The organism is Aquiflexum sp. TKW24L (assembly GCF_023502205.1).
GTDB lineage: Bacteria > Bacteroidota > Bacteroidia > Cytophagales > Cyclobacteriaceae > Cognataquiflexum.
Window position 1 is genome coordinate 186,008 of the sequence record NZ_JAMFLG010000003.1, and the last position, 21,620, is coordinate 207,627.

General features: G+C 40.6%; 17 protein-coding genes. 11 read left to right on the forward strand and 6 right to left on the reverse strand.

What is annotated here, in order from left to right; all coding sequences use genetic code 11:
- Positions 1 to 172: 172 nt before the first annotated feature.
- The 3 genes from M3O96_RS03745 (at position 173) to M3O96_RS03755 (ending at position 3,599) form a co-directional block, all read left to right on the forward strand.
- Entirely contained in the window at positions 173 to 2,479 is a 2,307-nt protein-coding gene (locus M3O96_RS03745) for a TonB-dependent receptor (protein WP_249718902.1), read from the forward strand.
- 27 nt (positions 2,480 to 2,506) lie between these two features.
- Positions 2,507 to 3,106: a hypothetical protein gene (locus tag M3O96_RS03750; RefSeq protein ID WP_249718904.1), complete on the forward strand. Its 600-nt coding sequence runs from the start codon at positions 2,507 to 2,509 to the stop codon at positions 3,104 to 3,106.
- Positions 3,107 to 3,173: 67 nt separating this feature from the next.
- Positions 3,174 to 3,599, forward strand: coding sequence for an outer membrane protein assembly factor BamD (locus tag M3O96_RS03755; RefSeq protein ID WP_249718906.1), 426 nt, complete (start codon positions 3,174 to 3,176; stop codon positions 3,597 to 3,599).
- A 39-nt stretch (positions 3,600 to 3,638) separates the two neighbouring features.
- On the opposite strand, the gene M3O96_RS03760 is transcribed toward M3O96_RS03755, so the two are convergent.
- On the reverse strand, positions 3,639 to 4,154 hold the full coding sequence (locus tag M3O96_RS03760) for a hypothetical protein (protein WP_249718908.1): 516 nt from the start codon (positions 4,152 to 4,154) through the stop codon (positions 3,639 to 3,641).
- A gap of 138 nt (positions 4,155 to 4,292) precedes the next feature.
- On the opposite strand from M3O96_RS03760, the gene M3O96_RS03765 reads away from it, so the two are divergent.
- The 3 genes from M3O96_RS03765 to M3O96_RS03775 all read left to right on the forward strand — a co-directional run bounded on the left by M3O96_RS03765 (position 4,293) and on the right by M3O96_RS03775 (position 10,417).
- Positions 4,293 to 5,885, forward strand: a complete 1,593-nt coding sequence (locus M3O96_RS03765; RefSeq protein WP_249718910.1) for an ATP-dependent DNA ligase — start codon at positions 4,293 to 4,295, stop codon at positions 5,883 to 5,885.
- Positions 5,875 to 8,328, forward strand: coding sequence for a ligase-associated DNA damage response DEXH box helicase (locus tag M3O96_RS03770; RefSeq protein WP_249718911.1), 2,454 nt, complete (start codon positions 5,875 to 5,877; stop codon positions 8,326 to 8,328). The genes M3O96_RS03765 and M3O96_RS03770 overlap by 11 nt, the downstream gene beginning before the upstream one ends.
- A gap of 178 nt (positions 8,329 to 8,506) precedes the next feature.
- Entirely contained in the window at positions 8,507 to 10,417 is a 1,911-nt protein-coding gene (locus M3O96_RS03775; protein ID WP_249718912.1) for a tetratricopeptide repeat-containing sensor histidine kinase, read from the forward strand.
- Here the strand turns inward: M3O96_RS03775 and M3O96_RS03780 are convergent.
- The 5 genes from M3O96_RS03780 to M3O96_RS03800 all read right to left on the reverse strand — a co-directional run bounded on the left by M3O96_RS03780 (position 10,414) and on the right by M3O96_RS03800 (position 16,352).
- Positions 10,414 to 11,865: a TrkH family potassium uptake protein gene (locus M3O96_RS03780; protein ID WP_249718913.1), complete on the reverse strand. Its 1,452-nt coding sequence runs from the start codon at positions 11,863 to 11,865 to the stop codon at positions 10,414 to 10,416. The genes M3O96_RS03775 and M3O96_RS03780 overlap by 4 nt on opposite strands.
- A gap of 1 nt (position 11,866) precedes the next feature.
- On the reverse strand, positions 11,867 to 13,213 hold the full coding sequence (trkA, locus tag M3O96_RS03785; RefSeq protein WP_249718914.1) for a Trk system potassium transporter TrkA: 1,347 nt from the start codon (positions 13,211 to 13,213) through the stop codon (positions 11,867 to 11,869).
- A gap of 97 nt (positions 13,214 to 13,310) precedes the next feature.
- Positions 13,311 to 13,970: a tetratricopeptide repeat protein gene (locus tag M3O96_RS03790; protein WP_249718915.1), complete on the reverse strand. Its 660-nt coding sequence runs from the start codon at positions 13,968 to 13,970 to the stop codon at positions 13,311 to 13,313.
- 128 nt (positions 13,971 to 14,098) lie between these two features.
- Entirely contained in the window at positions 14,099 to 15,349 is a 1,251-nt protein-coding gene (locus M3O96_RS03795) for a DNA recombination protein RmuC (protein WP_249718916.1), read from the reverse strand.
- Positions 15,339 to 16,352, reverse strand: a complete 1,014-nt coding sequence (locus tag M3O96_RS03800) for an alpha/beta fold hydrolase (protein WP_249718917.1) — start codon at positions 16,350 to 16,352, stop codon at positions 15,339 to 15,341. Before M3O96_RS03800 ends, M3O96_RS03795 begins: the two co-directional genes overlap by 11 nt.
- 132 nt (positions 16,353 to 16,484) lie before the next feature.
- On the opposite strand from M3O96_RS03800, the gene M3O96_RS03805 reads away from it, so the two are divergent.
- From M3O96_RS03805 to M3O96_RS03825, 5 genes are all read left to right on the forward strand, one after another.
- The gene (locus M3O96_RS03805; protein WP_249718918.1) at positions 16,485 to 17,576 is read left to right on the forward strand and encodes a DUF2891 domain-containing protein; all 1,092 of its coding nucleotides are present in this window, start codon (positions 16,485 to 16,487) and stop codon (positions 17,574 to 17,576) included.
- On the forward strand, positions 17,573 to 18,787 hold the full coding sequence (locus M3O96_RS03810; protein WP_249718919.1) for an Nramp family divalent metal transporter: 1,215 nt from the start codon (positions 17,573 to 17,575) through the stop codon (positions 18,785 to 18,787). Before M3O96_RS03805 ends, M3O96_RS03810 begins: the two co-directional genes overlap by 4 nt.
- 456 nt (positions 18,788 to 19,243) lie before the next feature.
- On the forward strand, positions 19,244 to 19,393 hold the full coding sequence (locus M3O96_RS03815; RefSeq protein WP_249718920.1) for a hypothetical protein: 150 nt from the start codon (positions 19,244 to 19,246) through the stop codon (positions 19,391 to 19,393).
- A 17-nt stretch (positions 19,394 to 19,410) separates the two neighbouring features.
- Positions 19,411 to 20,826, forward strand: coding sequence for a sensor histidine kinase (locus tag M3O96_RS03820; RefSeq protein ID WP_249718921.1), 1,416 nt, complete (start codon positions 19,411 to 19,413; stop codon positions 20,824 to 20,826).
- Between the two features lies 1 nt (position 20,827).
- A complete protein-coding gene (locus M3O96_RS03825; protein ID WP_249718922.1) occupies positions 20,828 to 21,502 on the forward strand; it encodes a LytR/AlgR family response regulator transcription factor in 675 nt (224 codons plus the stop codon).
- Positions 21,503 to 21,620: the final 118 nt, after the last annotated feature.

Here is a 21,620-nt window from a genome sequence, read left to right on the forward strand (position 1 = left end):
TAAAATACGCTTCGTTCATGCTTCTTACAAAAATTGAAATAAAGTTTCCTGTATAGGGATTTTCTCAGTGACCCTCTTTTATTTTTCTTCCTCAAATCAAATTTGAAACAAAGTTGCATTAACTCTAGGCCAAAAGAGTGATATTCCCTATTTTTGCAACATAGTTTCATTTATGTCTAAATCGGTTATACTTTCAATCTTCATTTTTCTGTTGGCTTTCAATGCTTTAGGTCAGGAAGGCTGTACATTGACCATCAGGGGAAAGGTGCTACATGAAGAAAACAATGAGCCGATAGTCGGGGCATATGTATGGCTAATCGATTCTGAAACAGGCGCAGTCACTGATACCCAAGGTAATTTCAGGATTCAAAAAATTTGTCCCGGAGAACTTACTCTCAGGGTACAATTTATGGGACATAAAGAGTATTTTGAAAAAATCATTCTCAATTCCAATTTGAACATGACCATCAGAATGAAGGCAGAGGATATTCAATTGGAAGGAGTAGAAATTCACGGACATGAGGACGCCCTACTGACCACAAATACTGTTTCGGGCATCTACGGAGAAGAACTGAGGTTATCAAGAGGTCAAAACCTCGGCGAGACATTGAGAAGAATTCCCGGAATCACTTCATTTTCATCAGGATCCAGCATCCAAAAGCCTGTTATACACGGTCTTCATAGCAATAGGATTTTGATTCTCAACAACGGAGTAAGACTAGAAGGGCAACAGTGGGGAGCGGACCATGCCCCTGAGATTGATCCTTTTTTAGCTCGGGAAATTTCCGTGGTTAAGGGAGCTGAGACTGTCCGTTTTGGTCCCAATGCCATGGGTGGAGTGATTTTGGTAAATCCTGCTCCCCTTCCTGTCAAAGGTGGTCAAAGTGGGGAAATCGACTTAATCGGATTTTCTAACGGAAGAGGGCTCAATGGATCAGTGGGACTTTTGGGCGGATCTGAAAAATTAAAAGGTCTGGGATATTGGATTCAGGCTTCATCCAAGTTCGCCGGCAATCTCCAGACACCTGATTACATGCTTGACAATACAGGTGTCAGGGAAATGAATTTCTCAGGAGCTTTGGGATATAGTAATTCCAGGTTAGGGACGGAGGTATATTTCAGTCATTTTCAAACTACTATCGGAATTCTGACTGATTCACATACCGGCAATCTATCAGACCTTGAAAGCATCATCGAAAATGGCAGGCCTTTCAGAAATCCTGATTTTACTTTTGACATCCGAAGCCCAAAGCAAAATGTAGATCACCAACTTCTCAAAGTCAAAGGACATTACCATTTGGCTGACGGTGCGAAACTGAACCTCCAATATGCCTTTCAGAGAAACCACCGGCAGGAATTTGACAGAAGACGTGGAGATTTGAACAGCAGGCCTTCGTTGGATCTGATGCTATTTACCAATACGATCGATCTCAGCTATAACCATCAAACCAGAAAAAATTGGAATGGATCTGTCGGCGTTCAACTCATTCAGCAGGCAAATTCCAATATTCCAGGTACAGGAGTGGTACCATTGATTCCAAATTATGACATGCTCAATGTTGGTTTCTTTGCCATCGAAAAATTCACAAGTGGTCCATTAGAAATCGAAGGCGGTTTGAGATATGATTTTAGACATGTCGAAGCTGCAAGGATAAACCGTGGCGGTATATTACAGGAGGATGTTTTTGATTTCAATAATTTCTCCGCATTCATAGGGGCCATGTATCCAATTACCCGTAACCTGACTTTCAATACCAATCTTGGTTCAGCATGGAGACCACCAAGTATCAATGAACAATTCAGCCAGGGATTGCATCACGGATTGGCAGGAATTGAAATAGGAAACCCAGATTTTGTCAGTGAACAGTCCCTAAAATGGATGAATACCCTAAATTATTCTGACAGCAAATTCAATATTGAACTTACCGGATACACCAACAGGATCAATAATTATATTTACCTCAATCCAACTGAGGAACAGTTTGTCTCCATACGAGGAACATTCAATGTCTTTGAATACCTTCAGACAGATGCTTTTTTTGCAGGAGCAGATTTGAGTGCCATTTGGACTTTATCATCCCATTGGGAGTTTTTTTCTAGGGGATCATTAGTCAGGGCTAAAAATACAACCGAGGATTCCTTTTTGCCCTTTATTCCGACTGACAGGCTAGAAACAGGCTTGAGCTATAATTTCCTAACAGGTATTTCCAAAAAAGAATCGAAAATTTCATTCAGTAACCTTGCGGTAGCCAAACAAAAAAGGGAACCTGATTTTGACCTCGCTCCTGCCCCACCTGCTTATATGCTTTGGAATCTTGGGTTACAAACCGGAATTCAAATGGGTGACAATAAATTGAATATTGGATTACAGGTAACTAACCTGTTTGACGCAGCATACAAAGACTATATGAACAGGTTCCGGTATTTTTCCCATGAAATGGGACGGAATGTGATGATCAAACTTAATTATGAATTTTAATCTATTTCTTTATAAACCAATTACAAAATGAAAAATTACAGATTCAACTACCTAGTAATAGCATTTTTTGCTATTTCAGTTTTATTCTCATCCTGCAAAAGTGATGATCCTGAACCGGAAAATGAAGGGGAAGTAATCACAGACGTAACCTTAAAATTTACAGAGCTAAATGCAGCCGGAGCACCAATAGGAACCCCATTGGAATTTAAAGCCACCGATCCTGCTGGTCTGGAACTTGGTAATAGACCGACCATTGCAACCATTACACTTGCAAGAGGTAAAAGCTATCTTATGGAAATTTCTTTATTCAATAGCATAGAAAATGAAGACATCACAGAAGAAATCCGTGAAGAAAAAGAAGAGCATCAATTCTATTTTCTAGGATCAGCTTTTACAGGAACAGCCATCCTAACTTACACCTATGGTGATGAGGATATAGATGGTAATCCTGTAGGACTTAGAGGAATTGTTCAGACCATTGGATTTAACAATGCCCAGATGAGGGTGGTCTTAAGACATGATCTCAACAAGAATTTCGCTGGCGCAAACAATCCAAACTGGGCAAACTTTGTCCAGGCAGGAGGCGAAACGGACCTTGACATCACCTTTCCCGTTATATTAAATTGATAATTTCAAAAAGGTTGCTTCTTAAAAAGCAGCCTTTTTAATTATATTGGCATAAAATTTCAACCTTATGAAAAATTTATCCAATCTTGTATTATTTGGTTTGGTCATTTCAGTTGCCATCGCCTGTTCGGGAAAAAAGGAAGTCGAAGGAGATCCTGCAATCTATGCTGAGGCAAATGATTACCTTCAAAAATCCCTCGATTTAAGGGAGGAAATTACCGGGTTTGAGAAGCAAGTCAAAGCCTCAAACATTGACTATTCTGATCTAAAAGAGGAGCTTAAAACCTGGGACAAGGATATCATTGAAGTTCCTGGACATGAGCATTCCCATGATGACGATCATGCGCGAGAATACCATATTCATAATCCGATCAAACCTTTCAAAGACAGTGAGCATCTTGATTACCAAAAAGTAATGCATGCAGAAATCATCCAACTCCACGAAAAATTTAAAATACTTACCCTTCCTAAAATCATGGAAGAAGTAAAATAATCTAAAAAAAAAAGGTCATCGCGAGATGACCTTTTTTGTTTATTTGAGGTAAGGCGAACAAATTGACATTTCATCCCTTTTAAACGCCTGAGGACTGTTGTCGTTGGTTCCGATATTACCGACCGACAAGATTACCTGATATTCCGGTCCCGAATCAGCCAAATGTACTTTTATATGGCCATCAAAAGTATCCAAATCAGCAAACTGCAATTTGGAACCATCAGAAAGCCGACCAAGGATTGTTACACTTTTCAAAGTCCTGATATCTACAGGGTCAAGCTGGAATGCAATCGGAGAATCCGCACTATCATAAGATCCAAAATGTAAGTGGGAAGGAAAATAATAAGGATCTTTATTCTTTTCACCATTGAGTTCTAAAGTCAATTCAAGGTCTCCATTTAGTAATTCTTTTATCTGAACCTTACCGGTATAAGCAAAGTCAGAACCTTGATACAGGTTGTAAGTCAGTTCATTTGAAGTATATAGCGATTCTTTATCTTGTTCACAGGAAATCAATAGCAGTGCTGAAAGAAAGATAAATGCCAACTTTTTCATATCGGTATGGTTTTAAATATAATTACGATGTACAAGGCCATAAGTTCTACAGACTGCTAAAGATACAATTTTAAGTTTTTTCACAATGTGAACCTTGTCACAATATCTAAAGTTTGAACTTGGAATAAACATTATTCAATGAGACAATTTGCGGCTCTTTTCATGCGCCTTGACCAAAGTAATAAAACCACAGATAAAATCGTGGCGCTGAAGGAGTATTTATTGTCTGCTGAAGATGAGGACAGGTTGTGGACGATTGCACTTTTTACACATCGCAGGCCAAAGCGACAGGTCAATACGAGGTTGTTGCGTGAATGGTGCTGCGAATGGTCGGGAATTCCTGATTGGCTTTTTGAGGAGTCTTACCAGACCGTAGGCGACTTGGCTGAAACGATTTCTCTGCTCTTACCCATCACTGACGGTCAGCAGGATTATTCTCTGAGTTATTGGATACACTATTTGATGGATCTTGGTAAACTTGATGAAGGTGCCAAAAAGGAAAAAATCTTGCAGGCTTGGCAAATGATGACTAAAGAAGAACGCTTTATTTTCATCAAACTGATGACAGGCGGTTTTCGGATTGGTGTCAGTCAAAATCTCATCACCCAAGCAGTCGCAGATGCCTTTGATCTCGAAAAAACAGAGGTTGCTCATCGGATTATGGGTGATTGGCTTCCGCAAAATGTTTCCTTTGCAGATTTGATTTTGGCAAAAAAACAAAGTGATGACCTTTCTCGACCGTATCCCTTTTTCTTGGCTTATCCCTTGGAAAAGGATTTGTCAACTTATGGAGACCTTTCCGATTGGCAGGTGGAATGGAAATGGGACGGAATCCGAGGGCAGATCATCCATAGAGATGGCCAGGTTTTTATCTGGTCCCGGGGAGAGGAATTGGTTACAGAAAAATTTCCAGAACTGACGGAAATGGCTTCAAAATTACCCTCCGGGACTGTATTGGATGGGGAGATTGTCGCATTTTCAGAAGGGATGCCCCTACCCTTTTCCTTGCTTCAGACCAGAATCGGGAGAAAAACGCTGAGTAAAAAAATCCTCCAGGATGCCCCTGTCAGTTTTATTGCTTATGATGTTTTAGAACATGCTGGTCAAGATTTCAGAAATTACCCCATCAAAGAGCGAAGGCTTGTCTTAGAAAACCTTGTAAGTTCAATTGACAGCAATAAACTTGAAATTTCCGCCTTGGTCGAAGCCAAAGACTGGAATGATTTGATCTATCTTCAGACTGAATCGAGAATTAGGATGGCAGAAGGGTTTATGTTAAAAAGAGCAGATTCGATTTATGAAGTCGGTCGAAAAAAAGGCTCTTGGTGGAAATGGAAAATTGAATCCCTGACAATTGATGGCGTCCTACTATATGCCCAAAAAGGCCACGGAAGGCGGGCAGACCTGTATACCGATTATACTTTGGCTGTCTGGGAAGGAGATAAACTCATTCCCTTTGCAAAAGCCTATTCCGGACTAACTGATGAGGAAATCAGGCAGGTGGACAAATATGTCAAGCAAAATACCCTCGAAAAATTTGGTCCCGTACGGACTGTCAAACCAGCCATGGTCTTCGAAATTGCCTTTGAAGGAATTCAGGAAAGCCCAAGACACAAATCGGGAATTGCGCTGCGGTTTCCCAGAATCCAAAGGTGGAGAAAAGACAAGCCGATCGAAGAAGCCAATACTCTGGACGATCTAAAATCACTACTTTCAGTCTATGGCAGGTAATCCACTTTCGGTTGCATTTCAATATTTCCATAAAAAAGAATGGACTCCATTTGAATTTCAGGTGGAAACCTGGCAGGATTTTTTGGATGGCAAATCAGGTTTGCTCAATGCACCTACAGGAAGTGGGAAAACATTCGCATTGTTTTTTCCTGTCATATTAGAATACATCCATAGCCACCCTGATGATTGGCAAAAACCAAGAAAAAATGGCATCCAACTGATTTGGGTTACTCCATTGAGGGCATTGGCACAAGACATCCATAAAGCCATGCAAGAAGTCTGTGAGGCCATCGGACTGCCATGGAAAGTTGCGGTTAGGAATGGGGATACGGAAAACAAAGAGCGTCTTTCCCAAAAAAAGAATCCGCCTGAGGTTTTGATCACCACACCGGAGACACTTCAAATTCTTTTGGCACAAAAGGATAACCAAGCCCTGTTTCAAAATCTGCAGGCTATTGTCATCGATGAATGGCATGAACTGATGGGAAACAAAAGAGGCGTGCAGGTTCAACTTGCATTGGCATATATCCGGCATCAATGTCCTCAACCGATTAGGCTTTGGGCCATTTCAGCTACCATTGGTAATCTGGAGGAAGCTTGTCAGATTCTCCTTGGTGACAGACATCCGATACATATCGTCAAAGCCAAGATTGAAAAAAGTATCAAGCTCCAGACAGTCTACCCTGATGAGCTTGAAAAATACCCTTGGTCAGGACATATGGGAATCAAGCTGATAGATAAGGTCATTCCAATAATAGAGAAGCATAATTCCATCTTACTTTTTACAAATACACGCGCTCAAACAGAAATTTGGTACCACCATATCATGGATAAAAGACCAGATTGGGCAGGATTGGCGGCCATTCACCATGGCTCTCTTGACCAGACTGTCAGGACTTGGGTTGAGGATTCATTGCATTTTGGGAAGCTCAAGCTGGTGGTTTGTACCTCAAGTTTGGACCTAGGTGTAGATTTTAGACCGGTGGATGCTGTGATCCAAATAGGTAGTCCAAAAGGTGTCGCTCGTTTTATCCAAAGGGCAGGCCGGTCAGGTCACCAACCCGGTCTTCCCAGCCTTATTTATTTTGTTCCTACCCATTCATTGGAATTGATCGAAGCGGCGGCATTAAAAAGTGCCATGGAAAACAATGAATCTGAAAACATCCTTTGCCCAACGTTGACTTTTGATGTTTTGATCCAGTTTTTGGTCACTCTTGCTGTAGGTGAAGGTTTTTTTGAAGAAGAATTGTATCCCATACTCAAAAACACTTATTCATTTCAAGACCTCAGCGAACAAGACTACCGGTGGGCATTGTCATTTATCACCCAAGGTGGCGAATCATTGCAAGGGTATGAGGAATTTTCGAAGGTAGAAAAAGATGAAACCGGAAAATACCGGATCAAAAACAAAAGGGCAGCAATGGTTCACCGGCTTTCTATGGGTACTATTGTAAGTGATCCAATGCTCAAAGTGAAATTCAAAAATGGAAGCTTTTTAGGAATGATTGAAGAGTCCTTCTTTTCCAAACTAAGATCAGGAGACCGTTTTTACTTTGCAGGAAGAAACTTAGAATTTGTTGCCATCAAAGAAATGAGCGCCATTGTCCAGCTCACCAATAAAAAAAGTACCAATACCCCTTCTTACATGGGAGGAAGGATTTCACTCACCTCCAAACTTGCTTTAAAAATCCGTGAGATTTTGGAAAAAACAATCCATGGAATCTATGAATCAGAAGAGATAGCCTACGTGGCACCGCTATTGGATTTACAAAATAGGATTTCTCTGGTGCCTAATAAAAAGACGCTTTTGATTGAGAAGATTATATCAAGGGAAGGCTACCACATTTTCATTTTTCCTTTTGAAGGGAGAATGGTTCATGAAATCCTCGGAGCATTGATCGCATACCGAATCAGCGTGAGTTACCCTATGAGTCTAAGCATTGCTATGAACGACTATGGGTTTGAATTGCTTTCTGATATGCCGATTCCTATAGAGGACATTTTGGAGGAAGATGTTTTTTCCGAGAATAATCTTGCAGAAGATATCAAGTCCTGCATCAATGAAAGTGAGATGGCAAAAAGGAAATTCAGAGATGTGGCTACAATTTCAGGCCTGGTATTTCAAGGGTTCCCGGGAAAGCCTATAAAATTCAAACACCTCCAATCCAATTCCGGAATCTTATATGGCGTATTTGAAGATTATGATCAGGATAATTTACTTCTGAAGCAGGCCCATCGTGAGGTGATGGACATGCAGATGGAAAAAGACAAAGTCCTGGAAGCTATCCGCAGAATCAATTCAAATCAGATAGTCCTTAAAACTCCCGGTCAATTCACGCCATTTTCATTTCCGATTATGGTCGATAGATTATCCAGGACAACAATTTCCTCAGAATCTCTTGAAGATAGAGTCGCAAAAATGAAAGCCCAGTTGATAGAATAAATTAATATTTCAACTAGACGAGCCCGATTATTTATTCTTATATGCAAAAATTGATAATTTGTGTTCTGATATTTGTTCTCGACAATTTTTTTAGCATTTTGTCAATTAAACATTTTGTTATCAGAGGTTTTAGGGCTATTTTCGAACGTTTTTTATTCCTTGAGCAGAAAAATATTCCATGTTGAAAACTTACCCGCTTCCAATATTTTCCTTGTTCCTTTTCGTTCTGTTCCTTTCGCCGACATTTTCGTTCGGGAATTTTTATCAGGAAAATGGTAACAAAGCCGACAGTTTACTTTACCGCTATCAGAGCACAAATTCAGATAGAGAAAAACTTGATTTACTCTCAGAGTTGGTCAAAGTCATACACTATTCTGATTCTGCCCAAAAGTACTATCCGGAAGCTATCAGGCTGGCCAATAAACTTCAAGACCATGATTTGGAAGCCCAAAATCTAAACAGATTAGGTGTTTATTACCGAAACATGAACCTCCAGGAAGAAGCACTTAAGCTTTATGAAGAAGCATTGGAGATCAGTAAAAAAAATAAAAATCCCGTTCAGATTGGACATTCTTTAAACAATATCGGTCAGATTTATTTTTTTCGCGACATGCACGAAGAGTCTTTGGAGCATTATAAAGCTGCCGAGACCAATTTTCTTAAAGTGGGCAACAAGGAAGGATTGGCTTACAACTATACCGGGATGAGTCCGGTTTTGGGAGCTTTAGGTAGAAACAAGGAAGCTCTTGAAGTCATCAACAAAGCCATCGATATCCGCGAGGAACAGGGAAATGAAAGACAATTGCTTGTTTCAAAATTCAATCGATCTGTCCTATTGATGTCCATGAAAGAATTTGATAATGTCGAGGAAGATATTATGAATCTCTATCATTATGGGATCACCTATGATAAGATCCGCGCAATCCATGCTTTGGAGAAGCTTATAGAACTAAACTTGGCAAAGGGGAATGCCTCCAAAGCAATTTCTTTGGCGGAAGAGGCCAAAGTCCTTCACGAAGAAAGGCCTAATTCGGAATCTATGATCGAAATTTTTGGGATGATGTATCAGCTATTTTTTGATAGGGGTAATACAGCCGAATCAAAAAAATACCTCTCCCTTTTGGATCAGGAAAAAGACATTTTGAGTGCCGAGAAGATTAAAAATTACCTTGCAGGATTGACAATCAAAAAGCAAAAAGATGAAATAGCCGCTCTTAGCAGGGAAAACGAACTGATGCAAGCCAACCAAAAGTTCAAATTGTACATCACCTTTGCACTGTTGATGTTGGCATTTTCCCTTTTTGTTGCCCTTTCAATCTATTATAGGTCATACAAAAAAGAGATTTATAATATCGGCAGGTTGAAGGAAAAACAACAGCAAATCGAAAGTCAGGCAAAAGAACTAAACATACTCAATATAGAAAAAGATAAAATATTCTCAATCCTTGCTCACGATCTCAAAGCACCTTTGGATTCACTTTGGGGCATGGTCAAGTTGATGAACGAAGATAACCTCAACCAAGAAGAATTTGAATCTTATCTTCCAATTCTTTCCCAAAATCTCGGTAACAATTCCATGTTACTGGAAAATATTTTGATTTGGTCAAGGAGTCAGATGAGGGGAATGAATTCTCAATTTTCAAGATTCAACCTTTACAAATTGATTGAGCAAAATATAGCATTTCTTCATGGATCAGGATTTTTCAAAGGGCAGGTTTTGGAAAATTATATCCCCAAATCCATCGAAATCGAGGCGGATAAAACCATGCTTGAAATCGTTATCCGAAACCTCCTCACCAATGCATTGAAATTTACTGATGAACTTGATAAAGTGACCATAACCATTGAGGAAGAAGAAAGATTTTATACTGTATCAGTTTCTGATCAGGGAGTCGGCATGACAGAAGCCGGATTGAGCAGGTTATTTGGAAGTGATTTTTACAGTACCACAGGAACCCAACAGGAAAAAGGAACCGGACTTGGATTATTGCTTTCCAAAGAACTTGTCAAGAAAAATAGAGGAGAAATCTGGGCAAAGAGCCAGATTGGTTCAGGCTCTACATTTTGCTTCACCCTTCCCAAATTTTAATTTGCCCGCCAAAAATAAGGAGTAAACAAAACCAGAATCGTAAACAATTCAAGTCTTCCCAAGAGCATGATAAAGCAAAGGAATAATTTTGAATAAGGATCAAAAAAAGCAAAGTTATTGACCGGTCCAACATTTCCTATTCCCGGCCCAACATTTCCAAGACAGGTAGCTACTGCGCCAAATGAGGTCAGGAGGTCGTAGCCCATCAATGAAATCACGACTGATCCCGTTACAAAAATCATCAGGTAAATCAACAGAAAATTCATGATATGGGTGACAATTTTTCCTGTAACCCTGTCCCCGTTTATTTTTAGAGGGACAATAGCTCGTGGATGTACGATTCTTTTGAACTCAAGCCAGCTATTTTTGAAGAAAGTCAAATGCCGGACAAATTTGATTCCACCGGCAGTGGAACCTGCAGAAGCCCCAAGAAAAAGCAACATGAAAAAAATCATTGTCAGTCCGTCACTGTATAAGGTGTAGTCTGCTGTGATAAATCCTGTTGTGGTGATCAAAGAAACTATTTGAAACATGGTATCGCGAAAGGCTTTTTCGAGATCATGGCCAGAATAAAAATAAATAGGTACAGTAAGGAAAAATGAAAGTACAATGATGGTTCCTGCATAAGCCTTGAATTCATCAGACCTCCACACCCTATCAAATTTTCCTGTCAACCCAAAGTAAATAACGGTAAAGTTGGTCCCGGCCAAAAACATGAAGATGATCGCAGAATACTGTATAAAAGCAGAGTCATAAAAAGCCATACTTGCATTTTTGGTAGAAAACCCACCTGTTGCCATGGTTGTCAAGGCGTGGTTGACCGCATCAAAGAAAGTCATCCCTCCTAAAAAGTATAGGAGGCCAAGGGTAAAGGTAAGCCCTACATAAATCAGCCAAAGCCTTTTGGCAGTTTCCTGAATCCTCGGATGGAGTTTATCTGAAGTTGGCCCGGGTGACTCTGCCACAAATAGTTCAATTCCGCCTATTCCTAAAAGAGGAAAAATAGCTACAGTCAAGACAATGATTCCAAGTCCACCAATCCACTGAGACATACTTCTCCAAAAAAGTATGCCTTCCGGCACCACCTCAATGTCTGTCAAAATACTTGCACCGGTAGTAGTCAATCCAGAAACAGTTTCAAAAAGTGCATCGCTGAAAGTGTGAGTGGTCCCACTTAGTATATAGGGTAGCATACCGAAAATCGACATAAAAACCCAGCTGAGGGAAACGATCAAATAACCTTCCCTTTTTCTAATATTTTTATCTTGCTTCGCAAAAGAAAAAAACATCACAGCACCTACAAATAATGAAGCAGAGGCGGAAATGAGCAAGGGAATATGATCGCCACTGTCATAATAAAATGAAAAACCAAGTCCCGGTAACATCAATAGGGATAGTAGCATCAACAATGCTCCCATGATTTTCCCAATTGCTTTGTAATGGATCATTTCAATGTAAAAGTTTTTCGAGCAAAGCTTTGGCGGCCGGCAAAGCGAGTACGATCGCCTTATCTTCAACCTGAAGAATGAAATCCCCATCAGGTATAAATACTTCCTCCCCTCTGATTACACCGGCCACAATGGCTGAATCAGGAAAATGGAGTTCTTTCAAAGGTTTTTTGGTCAATCGGTTTCCTTTGGTAATGACATATTGGATAATCTCTGCATCTACCCCGTAAATTCCAGAAACTGATTCGACTTTTCCTTTTTTCAAAAATCTTGTAATCTGATTGGCAGCAACAAGCTTTTTGTTGATCAAAGAATCCACTCCGATGCTATGTGAAATATGGATGTATTCCCTTGTATCTACATGCGCGATAGTCTTGTAGACTCCATGGTTCTTGGCACTCAGTGACGTTATGATATTTGTTTCGGAAGATTCGGTAAGCGATATAAAAGCCTCCATCTGCTCCAAACCCTCTTCTATCAACAGTTCAATATTTTTATAATCTCCGTTGATAATCAAGGTATTATTTAGTCTTTCAGAAAGCCATTTGCATCGCTCTTTATCTCTATGGACGAGCGTTACCCTAAACTCCTCCTCCAACTTCAATGCTGTGGCATATGCCATATCATCACCACCTATGATCATGATATTTTTGATGGTAACTTTCCTTTGGCCAAGCAGTTCGATGATGGATTCAACCGCTTTTTTATTGGAAATAAAAAAAACGTGGTCATTGCTTCTGATAATGGTGTTACCACGTGGAATGATGGTAATCTGATCCCTGACAAGCGCCACTATCCTGATATCCCCAAATAAAGGAATATCTTTCATATCAGATATTTTTTTGTTGAAAAGTGGGCTATACTGATCCAAAGTAATCCCGACGATATTCAGCTTACCTCCCTCAAATTCGAAGACTTCTGTAAAAGCAGAGTTTTTGATCATCCGGTAGATTTCACCGCTGCAAAGCATGGTTGGGGAGATGATATTGTCTATACCGATATTTTTGAAATAAATCTCATGCTCGGGAGCGAGGTAATCATGGTTTCTGACCCTGGCAATCACCCGTTTGGCTCCCAATTGCTTGGCCAAAGTAGCCGCCACGATATTGGTTTTTTCGGAGGTGGTCACTGCCATAAACATATGGGTATCCTTCAGATTTGCGCTGTTGAGAATTTCTAGGGAGGTAGCGTCACCCATGATCGTCATTACGTCAAGGTGTGAGGCCGCATTGTCCAATGCATCTTTGTCAACATCAATCAGGGTAATATCTTTGTTCTCATAACTCAGTTGCTCAGCTAAATGGTAACCCATATCTCCAGCACCTGCAATGACGATGTTCATTCCCATGTATTAAAATAATTGTCAGGGGTGTAAAAGCTTTACCTGTCCAAATCGGGCAAAAGGTAGGATGTTTTCAAACTAAGCGCAATAAGAAACTCCTTTTTTATTTGCAAAAGGATTGGAGGTATTGATCTGTCTGTTTATTGCCCAATCTTTTAGCTTCTTTCCAATCCTCGCAGGCTAAATCATTGTTTTTTACTTTATAATGGCAGAATCCCCTATTGGTCAGGACATCAGCATTGGATGGGCTCAACTTGAGGGCATAGTCATAATCAGGAATTGCTTTGGCATGCTGGTTGGATTTCAGATAGCAATTTCCTCTGTTAAAATGATATGCCCAGACCAATTCAAACTCCTCTCCGTTGATTTTGCTGTATTTAATCGCATCCGAATAGGCTTGTATAGCCTCGGAGATCCTGTTTTCCCTCTGAAGAATATTGCCTAAGTAATATGACATTTCATCATCCTCTTCAAAAATCAAAAGCCCTTCACGAAGTGTTTCGATGACTTTTTCTTTCTTTGACTCCAATTGGCTACCTGCCCTGTAAAAATTTAAATACGCAGAATGAAATGATGGATCATCTTCTATTACTATTTCCAAAATTCTTGCAGCACTTTCATAATTGCCTTTGGAAATCATATCCACTGCGGTATTGTTGATGTCAATGGAATTGCCTCTAACCTCAGCATCCACATCAAAAATCTGCTGCCCAAAAGAAAATTGGGTTACCAAAAGGAAAATCATCAAACTCAAATACTTCATTTTTTAACAGTTTTTTCAAAGGTAAATATGTGTATCTGCTTTATTGCACGTAATCAAACAAATAATGCCAGGGAAACGATTGGCGGTTCTGTGGATTGTCGCCTGTGCACGTAAAATAAACTGTCCAATCATTCCAATAGTTTTCTTCCTTCCTCTTCGGGCATAAATTCCACATCTTTCAGCTTTCTTTGAATCACTCGGGTTCTAGTGCCAACCAATTCATCCAAGTCTGTATGCGCTTCAAAAATTTTCTTTTGTGCTTTGCTGATCAAATCACCGAATTTTGAAAACTCCGATTTGACAGCGCCTAAAACTTTCCAGACCTCGCTGCTTCTTTCCTGAATTGCCAAGGTCCTGAAACCCATCTGAAGGCTGTTGAGCATGGCAGCCAAAGTCGTCGGTCCGGTAATGATGATTTTGAAATCTTTTTGTAAGGATTGGGCGAGATTGGGTTCGCGCAGAACTTCCGCATACAAACTTTCCATCGGAAGAAATAGCATGGCAAAATCTGTAGTAAAAGGTGGATGGAGATATTTTTGGCTGATATCCTGAGCGGCTTTTCGGATGGCTTTGAATAGTTCTGCCCTTGCAAGATCTATCAGAATTTTGTCTCCTGTATCATAGGCATCCTGAAGCCGGTAAAAAGTCTCTTGCGGAAATTTGGCATCTATTGGCAGATAAACGGGTCCATCCTCCTTACTTCCAGGCATTTTGATGGCAAATTCGACGCGTTCGGAATTGCCTTTTTTGACCGAGACATTACTCGCATACTGTTCTGGGGAAAGAACATTTTCTAAGATTCCATGAAGTTGGTACTCACCAAGCACTCCCCTGCTTTTCACATTGCTCAGCACCCGCTTCAAGTCCCCCACTCCTGTTGCAAGGTTCTGCATTTCCCCAAGTCCTTTTTGCACCGCCAAAAGTTGGTTAGTCACCAACTCGAAAGATTGGCCCAATCTTGCTTCCAAAGTCTTCTGTAATTTCTCATCGACCGTTTCCCGCATCTTGTCTAGGCGCTCTTCTGTTGAGGCCAACATACGCTCTTGCTTGAAAATCAAGTCTTGGAATTTTTCTCTCTGCAGCTCATTGAATTCTTTGACATTTTCTCTGAAAAGCCTTCCAAAATCCTTCAACACTTCTGATTGCTCTTTCGAATTTGCCCGAAGCGAATCGAATACCAATCCAAATTGCCTTACCAAACCTTCCTGGATTTCGGTTCGGTTTGCCGCCATTTGCTGTGCAAATTCTTGCTTTAACTGATTTATTTCCAATTGATTGGAATTCTTATCTGAAAGCTGTGATTGAAATTGGAAGACCAAAATAATAATCAGGATAAATTGCAAAACTGAAAGGGAAATCAAAATTGTTTCAATGGACATGGCTTACATATTTGGGAGTCGAAAAGTAATCCCTTTCTGCCTGAATCCCCAAAAAAGAAAGGTATTCCGAGACAGTCTCCGTCGGTATTTCTTCCATCGGCACGTGTCCGGCATTTTCAAAAATCTTGAGTTTGGATCCCGGAATGGCTTCAGCCAATCTTTCACCGTTACTTAGAGGAATCCAATTGTCATTTTCCCCCCACATAATCAACACAGGCATGGTCAACTTTTCGAAATCTACATCATAAGGTTTTCTTGTAGTCAACCTGTCCAAAGTGGCCTGACGGTTTCCCTCCCTTCTTAGGAGTTCATAGTACCTCGTCAACATCTCATCATTGATTTTGGAATTGTCATAAAAGACCTGCTTGAGGTTAAGCCCAAACACAAATTTTGGAGTGCATTTGAGAAGTAATTTGTTGAATACGGGGTTTTGGGCTACCTTAAATATCATTGCACCGGAATTGTAGGATTTGTTTTGGACAGTATCTGTTTTGGATTTTGATCTTGCACCGGATGAGTCGATCAGGTTCAATGTCAAAATTCTGTCAGGTTGGTCAGAAGCCATTTTAAGCGCCACTCCTCCTCCCATACTGTTTCCTGCCACATGGAATTCATCTAAACCCAAATGATCAGCGATTCCAAAAACTAGTTTGGAATAATCTTCAATCCCATATCTTTTTTGGATATCCGGACCTGAAAGACCATGGCCAGGCAAATCCATGGAAATGGTCATGAAAAATGTACTCAACTCATTTTCCCAAGCTTCCCAAGTATGGAGGGAAGAAAAACTCCCATGGATCAGAAAAATCGGTTGGCCCTCTCCCCTTACTTTCACATGGACATTTACCCCTTCTATGTTTAAGAAAAATGAGTTTTCGTCAGTGTATTTTTCCCTGAGTTCTTCAGGGGAGATATCACCTCTATAACTTGCCATCAAGGCTAGGATCACCACCAAAACAAAAAGTAAAATAACCTTAATGAGCTTGAGGATAAATTTTTTCATGAATATCAGGGAGTTAAATCACAGGCAAAATATCAATTATCCGGCTATTTGTCTGCCCTAAACTATCAAATAAAATGACCTTTCTAAAAAAATGACCTTTATACCTTATATTCAAAATCCAAAACCATCTCCATGAACAGACTCTTATTCTTATATCTTTTCCTAATCGGATTGCAAATTTCCTGTCAATCAAAAACAGAATTCAAAGAATTCCCTGAATCAATCAAGCTTACTTTGGAAGAAGCAAACAGGCTTGCAAAACTTCCTCTTCACTGCATGCAGACCGAATATCCCAATAAACTTAATCAGACTTTGGGAAATGAAACTGAGCTAAAGGGACCAAAAGCACTTCATCCCACTTTTTATGGCTGTTTTGACTGGCATTCAAGTGCACATGGACATTGGATGTTGGTGAGTCTTTTGAGGCAATTTCCTGAATTGGATAATGAAGAGGAAATCAGGAGGAAATTATTGGAAAACATCAGTGCTGATAATATCACTGTGGAAGTTGCCTATTTTCAAGGTCCTTTTGATGCAAGTTTTGAAAGGACATATGGGTGGGCATGGATTCTGAAATTGGCTGAGGAAATCAATCTTTGGGATGATCCAATGGCAAGAGAATTAGAAAAAAACCTTCAGCCTTTGACGGATTTGATGGTTGACAAATACCTCGAATTTTTGCCCAAACTGATCTATCCTATCCGGGTTGGTGAGCATACCAACATCGCATTTGGATTATCCCTAGCCTATGATTATGCCAAAAATATGAATCATGCTGGCCTTCAAGAACTGATCAAATCGAGGGCAATGGATTGGTTTGGCAAAGATGAAAATTGCCCGCTCGTCTATGAACCAAGTGGATTTGACTTTTTGTCGCCCTGCTTTCAGGAATTGGATATCATGAGGAAAGTGATGCCCAAAGAAGAATTTCAACCATGGGTCAAACAATTTTTACCCCAATTGGCGAATACTGATTTTGCTTTGGAACCCGGAAAAGTCAGCGATCGGACAGATGGAAAGTTGGTTCATCTCGATGGTCTTAACTTCAGCAGGGCCTGGGTGCTGTATGGATTGATCAGAGAATATCCTGAAGAGTACAAGCACCTGATGCAGGTAGCCAATGACCATATCAATTATTCCCTGCCTTCCATCGTGGATGACAATTATGAAGGAACGCATTGGTTGGGCAGTTTTGCAGTTTATGCATTGCAGCAGGCACCATGAGTTGGAGGAAATATATCGGTCCTGGGCCGATAGTCGCAGCTGCGTTCATTGGTCCTGGGACGGTTACGGTCTGCACCCTTGCCGGGGTCAATTTTGGTTTTGACCTTCTTTGGGCCATGGCTTTGTCTGTGATTGCAACGATTGTTCTTCAGGAAATGGCTGCAAGGATTGGATTGGTCACCCAAAAAGGATTGGCATCGGTTATTTCAGAAACACTCCAAAATGGAATTCTAAGGTACTTTTCGATCTTTTTGGTGATGACTGCAATTGTTGTTGGAAATGCAGCATACGAAGCCGGAAATATCAGCGGCGGTGCATTGGGAGCAGAATTATTTTTCGCTGCACCAATCTTGAATTTGGGAAAGTTACATGTAAACTTATTAAACATTATTATTGGATCTTTCGCACTAATTTTATTATTGACAGGCAGTTATAAATCCATCAGCAATTTCCTAACGGGTCTTGTGATCTTGATGAGCGTTGCGTTTTTGGGTACTGCAATCTTTTCCAAACCGGATATTCTTGAATTGCTTTTAGGATTTAAACCCACTGTAAATTCTGCGAATATCTTTACCATCGTCGCATTGATCGGCACGACCGTCGTGCCTTATAACCTGTTTTTACATTCATCTCTTGTCTCTCAAAAATGGAAATCAATCCATGACCTCAAATATATCCGAGTGGACACCTTGATAGCTGTCGTACTTGGAGGATTGGTATCTATGGCGATTATCATTACGGCTAAGGCTGGAGCTGCCACGGAAGTCAACTCAGCTGTTGATTTGGCGATTGGTTTGGAGCCATTGATGGGCAAAATGGCCAAGTACTTTATGGCTTTTGGATTGTTTGCTGCAGGAATAACCTCTGCGATTACTGCTCCTTTGGCAGGTTCCTTGGTGGTAGCAGGAAGTTTTGGCTTATCAACAGACCTCAAAAATCTCCCAATGCGGATCAGTATTGTGGGGATTTTGGGTTTGGGATTGGTTTTTTCTTCACTCGGGATCAAACCGATCCAACTTATCCTTTTCGCCCAATTGGCAAATGGTGTTTTGCTGCCATTATTGAGCGGCTACATCCTTTGGTTGGTCAATAAAAAGTCCGTGATGGGAGCCTATACTAACGGGCCTTGGATGAATGTTTTGGCTTTCGCAATCTGGCTGATCACCTTGTTGCTCGGGGGGATGAGTGTTTGGAAGGGGCTAGCAGGTTGAAAGGTTAAGAAGGTTTTAAAGTTGGAAGGTTAGGAAATTGGAAATTGGAAAATTGAAAGATTGGAAGATTAAAAATTGAAAGGTTGGAAGGTTGGAAGATTGGAAGGTTGGAAGGTTGGAAGGTTGGAAGATTGAAAAATTGAAACTGCATACTGTCACTCCCAACTGAAAACTGCAACTGCCTACTAATCAATGTAAACCGCGACTGCCAACTGAAAACTACCACTAACCACTGAAAACTGCAACTGCCTACTGAAAACTGCGACTGCCTACTGAGACTGTCCACTGTAAACTGCGACCGCGACTGCGAACTGAATACCGCGACTACCAACTGCTGTCTGCCAACTGAAAACTGACCACTGCATTTCCACCCCAGATACCAATCGCTTCATCACATTTTTTTGTGGTACTTTATTATCGGCCTTATCCTTGTCAAAGAATCGACAAACCTAAACCATGAAATCAAAGACTCCCTATTTCATTTTACTGATAGCAGCCATTCTATATAACATTTGGCTAATTGGAAAAGCGGAAGAAGAAAAGCAAAAACCTGAAGCCACCATTGGGATTACGGTCTCAAAAAATAACCCTACCCAATCCAAATAATTAAGAAAACTAATCCCATGAAAGAAAAACCGCTACCCTTTAGGCAAATAGAATGGTGGGTGATGACAGTATTGTTTATCACCATCATTTTAGCCAACATTTTCCAGTCCAACTTCTACCATTTAGAACCGGATTGGTCGGAACTAACGAGATATTTTGCCAAAATCCTGATACCTGTTATACTTTTCCTTTCTTTCTTTCTGCACCATCAGATATTGATTCCGAGCAAGGAAACCAGAAAACGAAAATCCACCTACTACATTTACTCCTTCCTCATCCTTTTGATGTCCTTCCTTTTAATAGGCGGATTTTCAATGATGGGTGACCTCACCCAAACCTTCGCAGCACCCTACTATTTCAGTACAGTGGGCCTTTATATTGGATACCTTTTGCTTTGTGATGTGATAGAACAAATTTTTCCTAGTGCAGAAACGAAAGACTTTCAGCCTTATAATATTGTAAGAATAATTACAGTTTTCGCCTTTGCGATGTTGTTTCTGTTTGGCTTGCAAGATATTATCCAACACTGGATTCCGCTAAGCTACACGATTGCGATCCCTGTGATGCTTGGCATTGTGCTTTATAATTATTTCTTCATTTACCGAAACAGAAAGAAAGAACGAAACAAGCTTGCCAATTCCCTATTTGTATTGCTGATATTGGCCTTGGGATTTTTCTTTTTCATTTTGGCAAGTGAAAATCATAATGTCGGTATCCTTGTCATTGGATTGGCTGTGGTGATATTTGTTGTCGGGCTACTCATCCCCTTTTCCAACCTGATGTTCAAAAAATATGATCACCTTTTAGGTCAGATTAATACGCTGAGCTACAAAGTGGACCAAGGGTCAGCAAACCTTTCTTTCCTCCGGTCACAGATCAATCCACACTTTTTATTTAATGCCTTAAATACTTTGTACGGAACAGCTCTTCAGGAAAATGCAGAGAGGACTTCCGAAGGCATCCAAAAGCTCGGAGACATGATGCGTTTTATGCTTCACGAAAACAATCAGGACAAAATCCCGCTTGCCAAAGAAAAAGAATACCTGATCAATTATGTGGATTTGCAGGTCTTACGTATCAAGTCCCATAGCAATGTTGAGATTGATTTTAGGCACAACCATGAAAATTGTACAGGAGATATCGCGCCGATGTTGCTTATACCCTTTGTCGAAAATGCATTTAAGCACGGAATCAGTTTCCAAAAGAAATCATGGGTCAAAATCAGCCTGCGTTGTACAGATGGAACCATCCATTTGGATGTCAACAACAGTATCCACCGTAGCCATGAAGATGACCCTGAATCCAAGTCAAACGGTATCGGCTTAGACAATGTCAAACAGCGTCTTCAACTCCTATATCCGGGGAAGCACGAACTTGTCATTCGGGAAAACGAAGTGGAATATTTTGTACATTTAACCATACAACGCTCCTGATATGCTCCATGCAATAGCCATAGATGATGAACCGATGGCCCTTGAGGTAATCAAAGCCCATGCCGCCAAAGTGCCTTTTTTGGATTTGCGCAAGGTATTCACAGATGCAATCCTTGCCTTGGATTATATCAGAAGCGAGCAAGTGGACCTGATTTTCCTTGATATCAAAATGCCCGATATCTCAGGATTGGAACTCGCAGCCTTGATTCCGAAGGATACCATGGTCATTTTCACTACAGCTTACTCAGAGCACGCTGTGATGAGTTTCGAATTGGATGCGAAGGATTATCTACTCAAACCTTTCAACCTCGGGAGGTTTTTAAAAGCCTGCCAAAAAGCACAGGAATGGCATGAACTGAAAAAAGGAAATGCCGCGGGGACTATTTTTGTCAAAACAGGCTATGAGCAGATAAAGGTCAATTTCGACGAGTTGCTCTTTTGCGAGGCAAATGGCAACTATGTGAATTTCCAACTTTCAAAAGATAAAATCCTCAGTAGAATGACCCTGGCAGAAGTCGAAAAAATCCTGCCATCCAATTTTGTCAAATCCCACCGCTCCTTTTTGGTGAATATCCAACACGTTCAAAAAATCGAGAGGCACCAATTGACTGTCGGTGATAAGCTCGTCCCGATCAGTGTCAGTTATCAAGAAGGATTGATGGATAGGTTGAGGTAGGTGGGAAGTTGGGAAGTGGGAAGTTTGGAAGTGGGAAGCTGGGAAGTTGGGAAGTTTGGAAGTGGGAAGTTGGGAAGTTAGGGAGTTGGGAAGTGGGAAGTGGGAAGTAAGGAAGTTT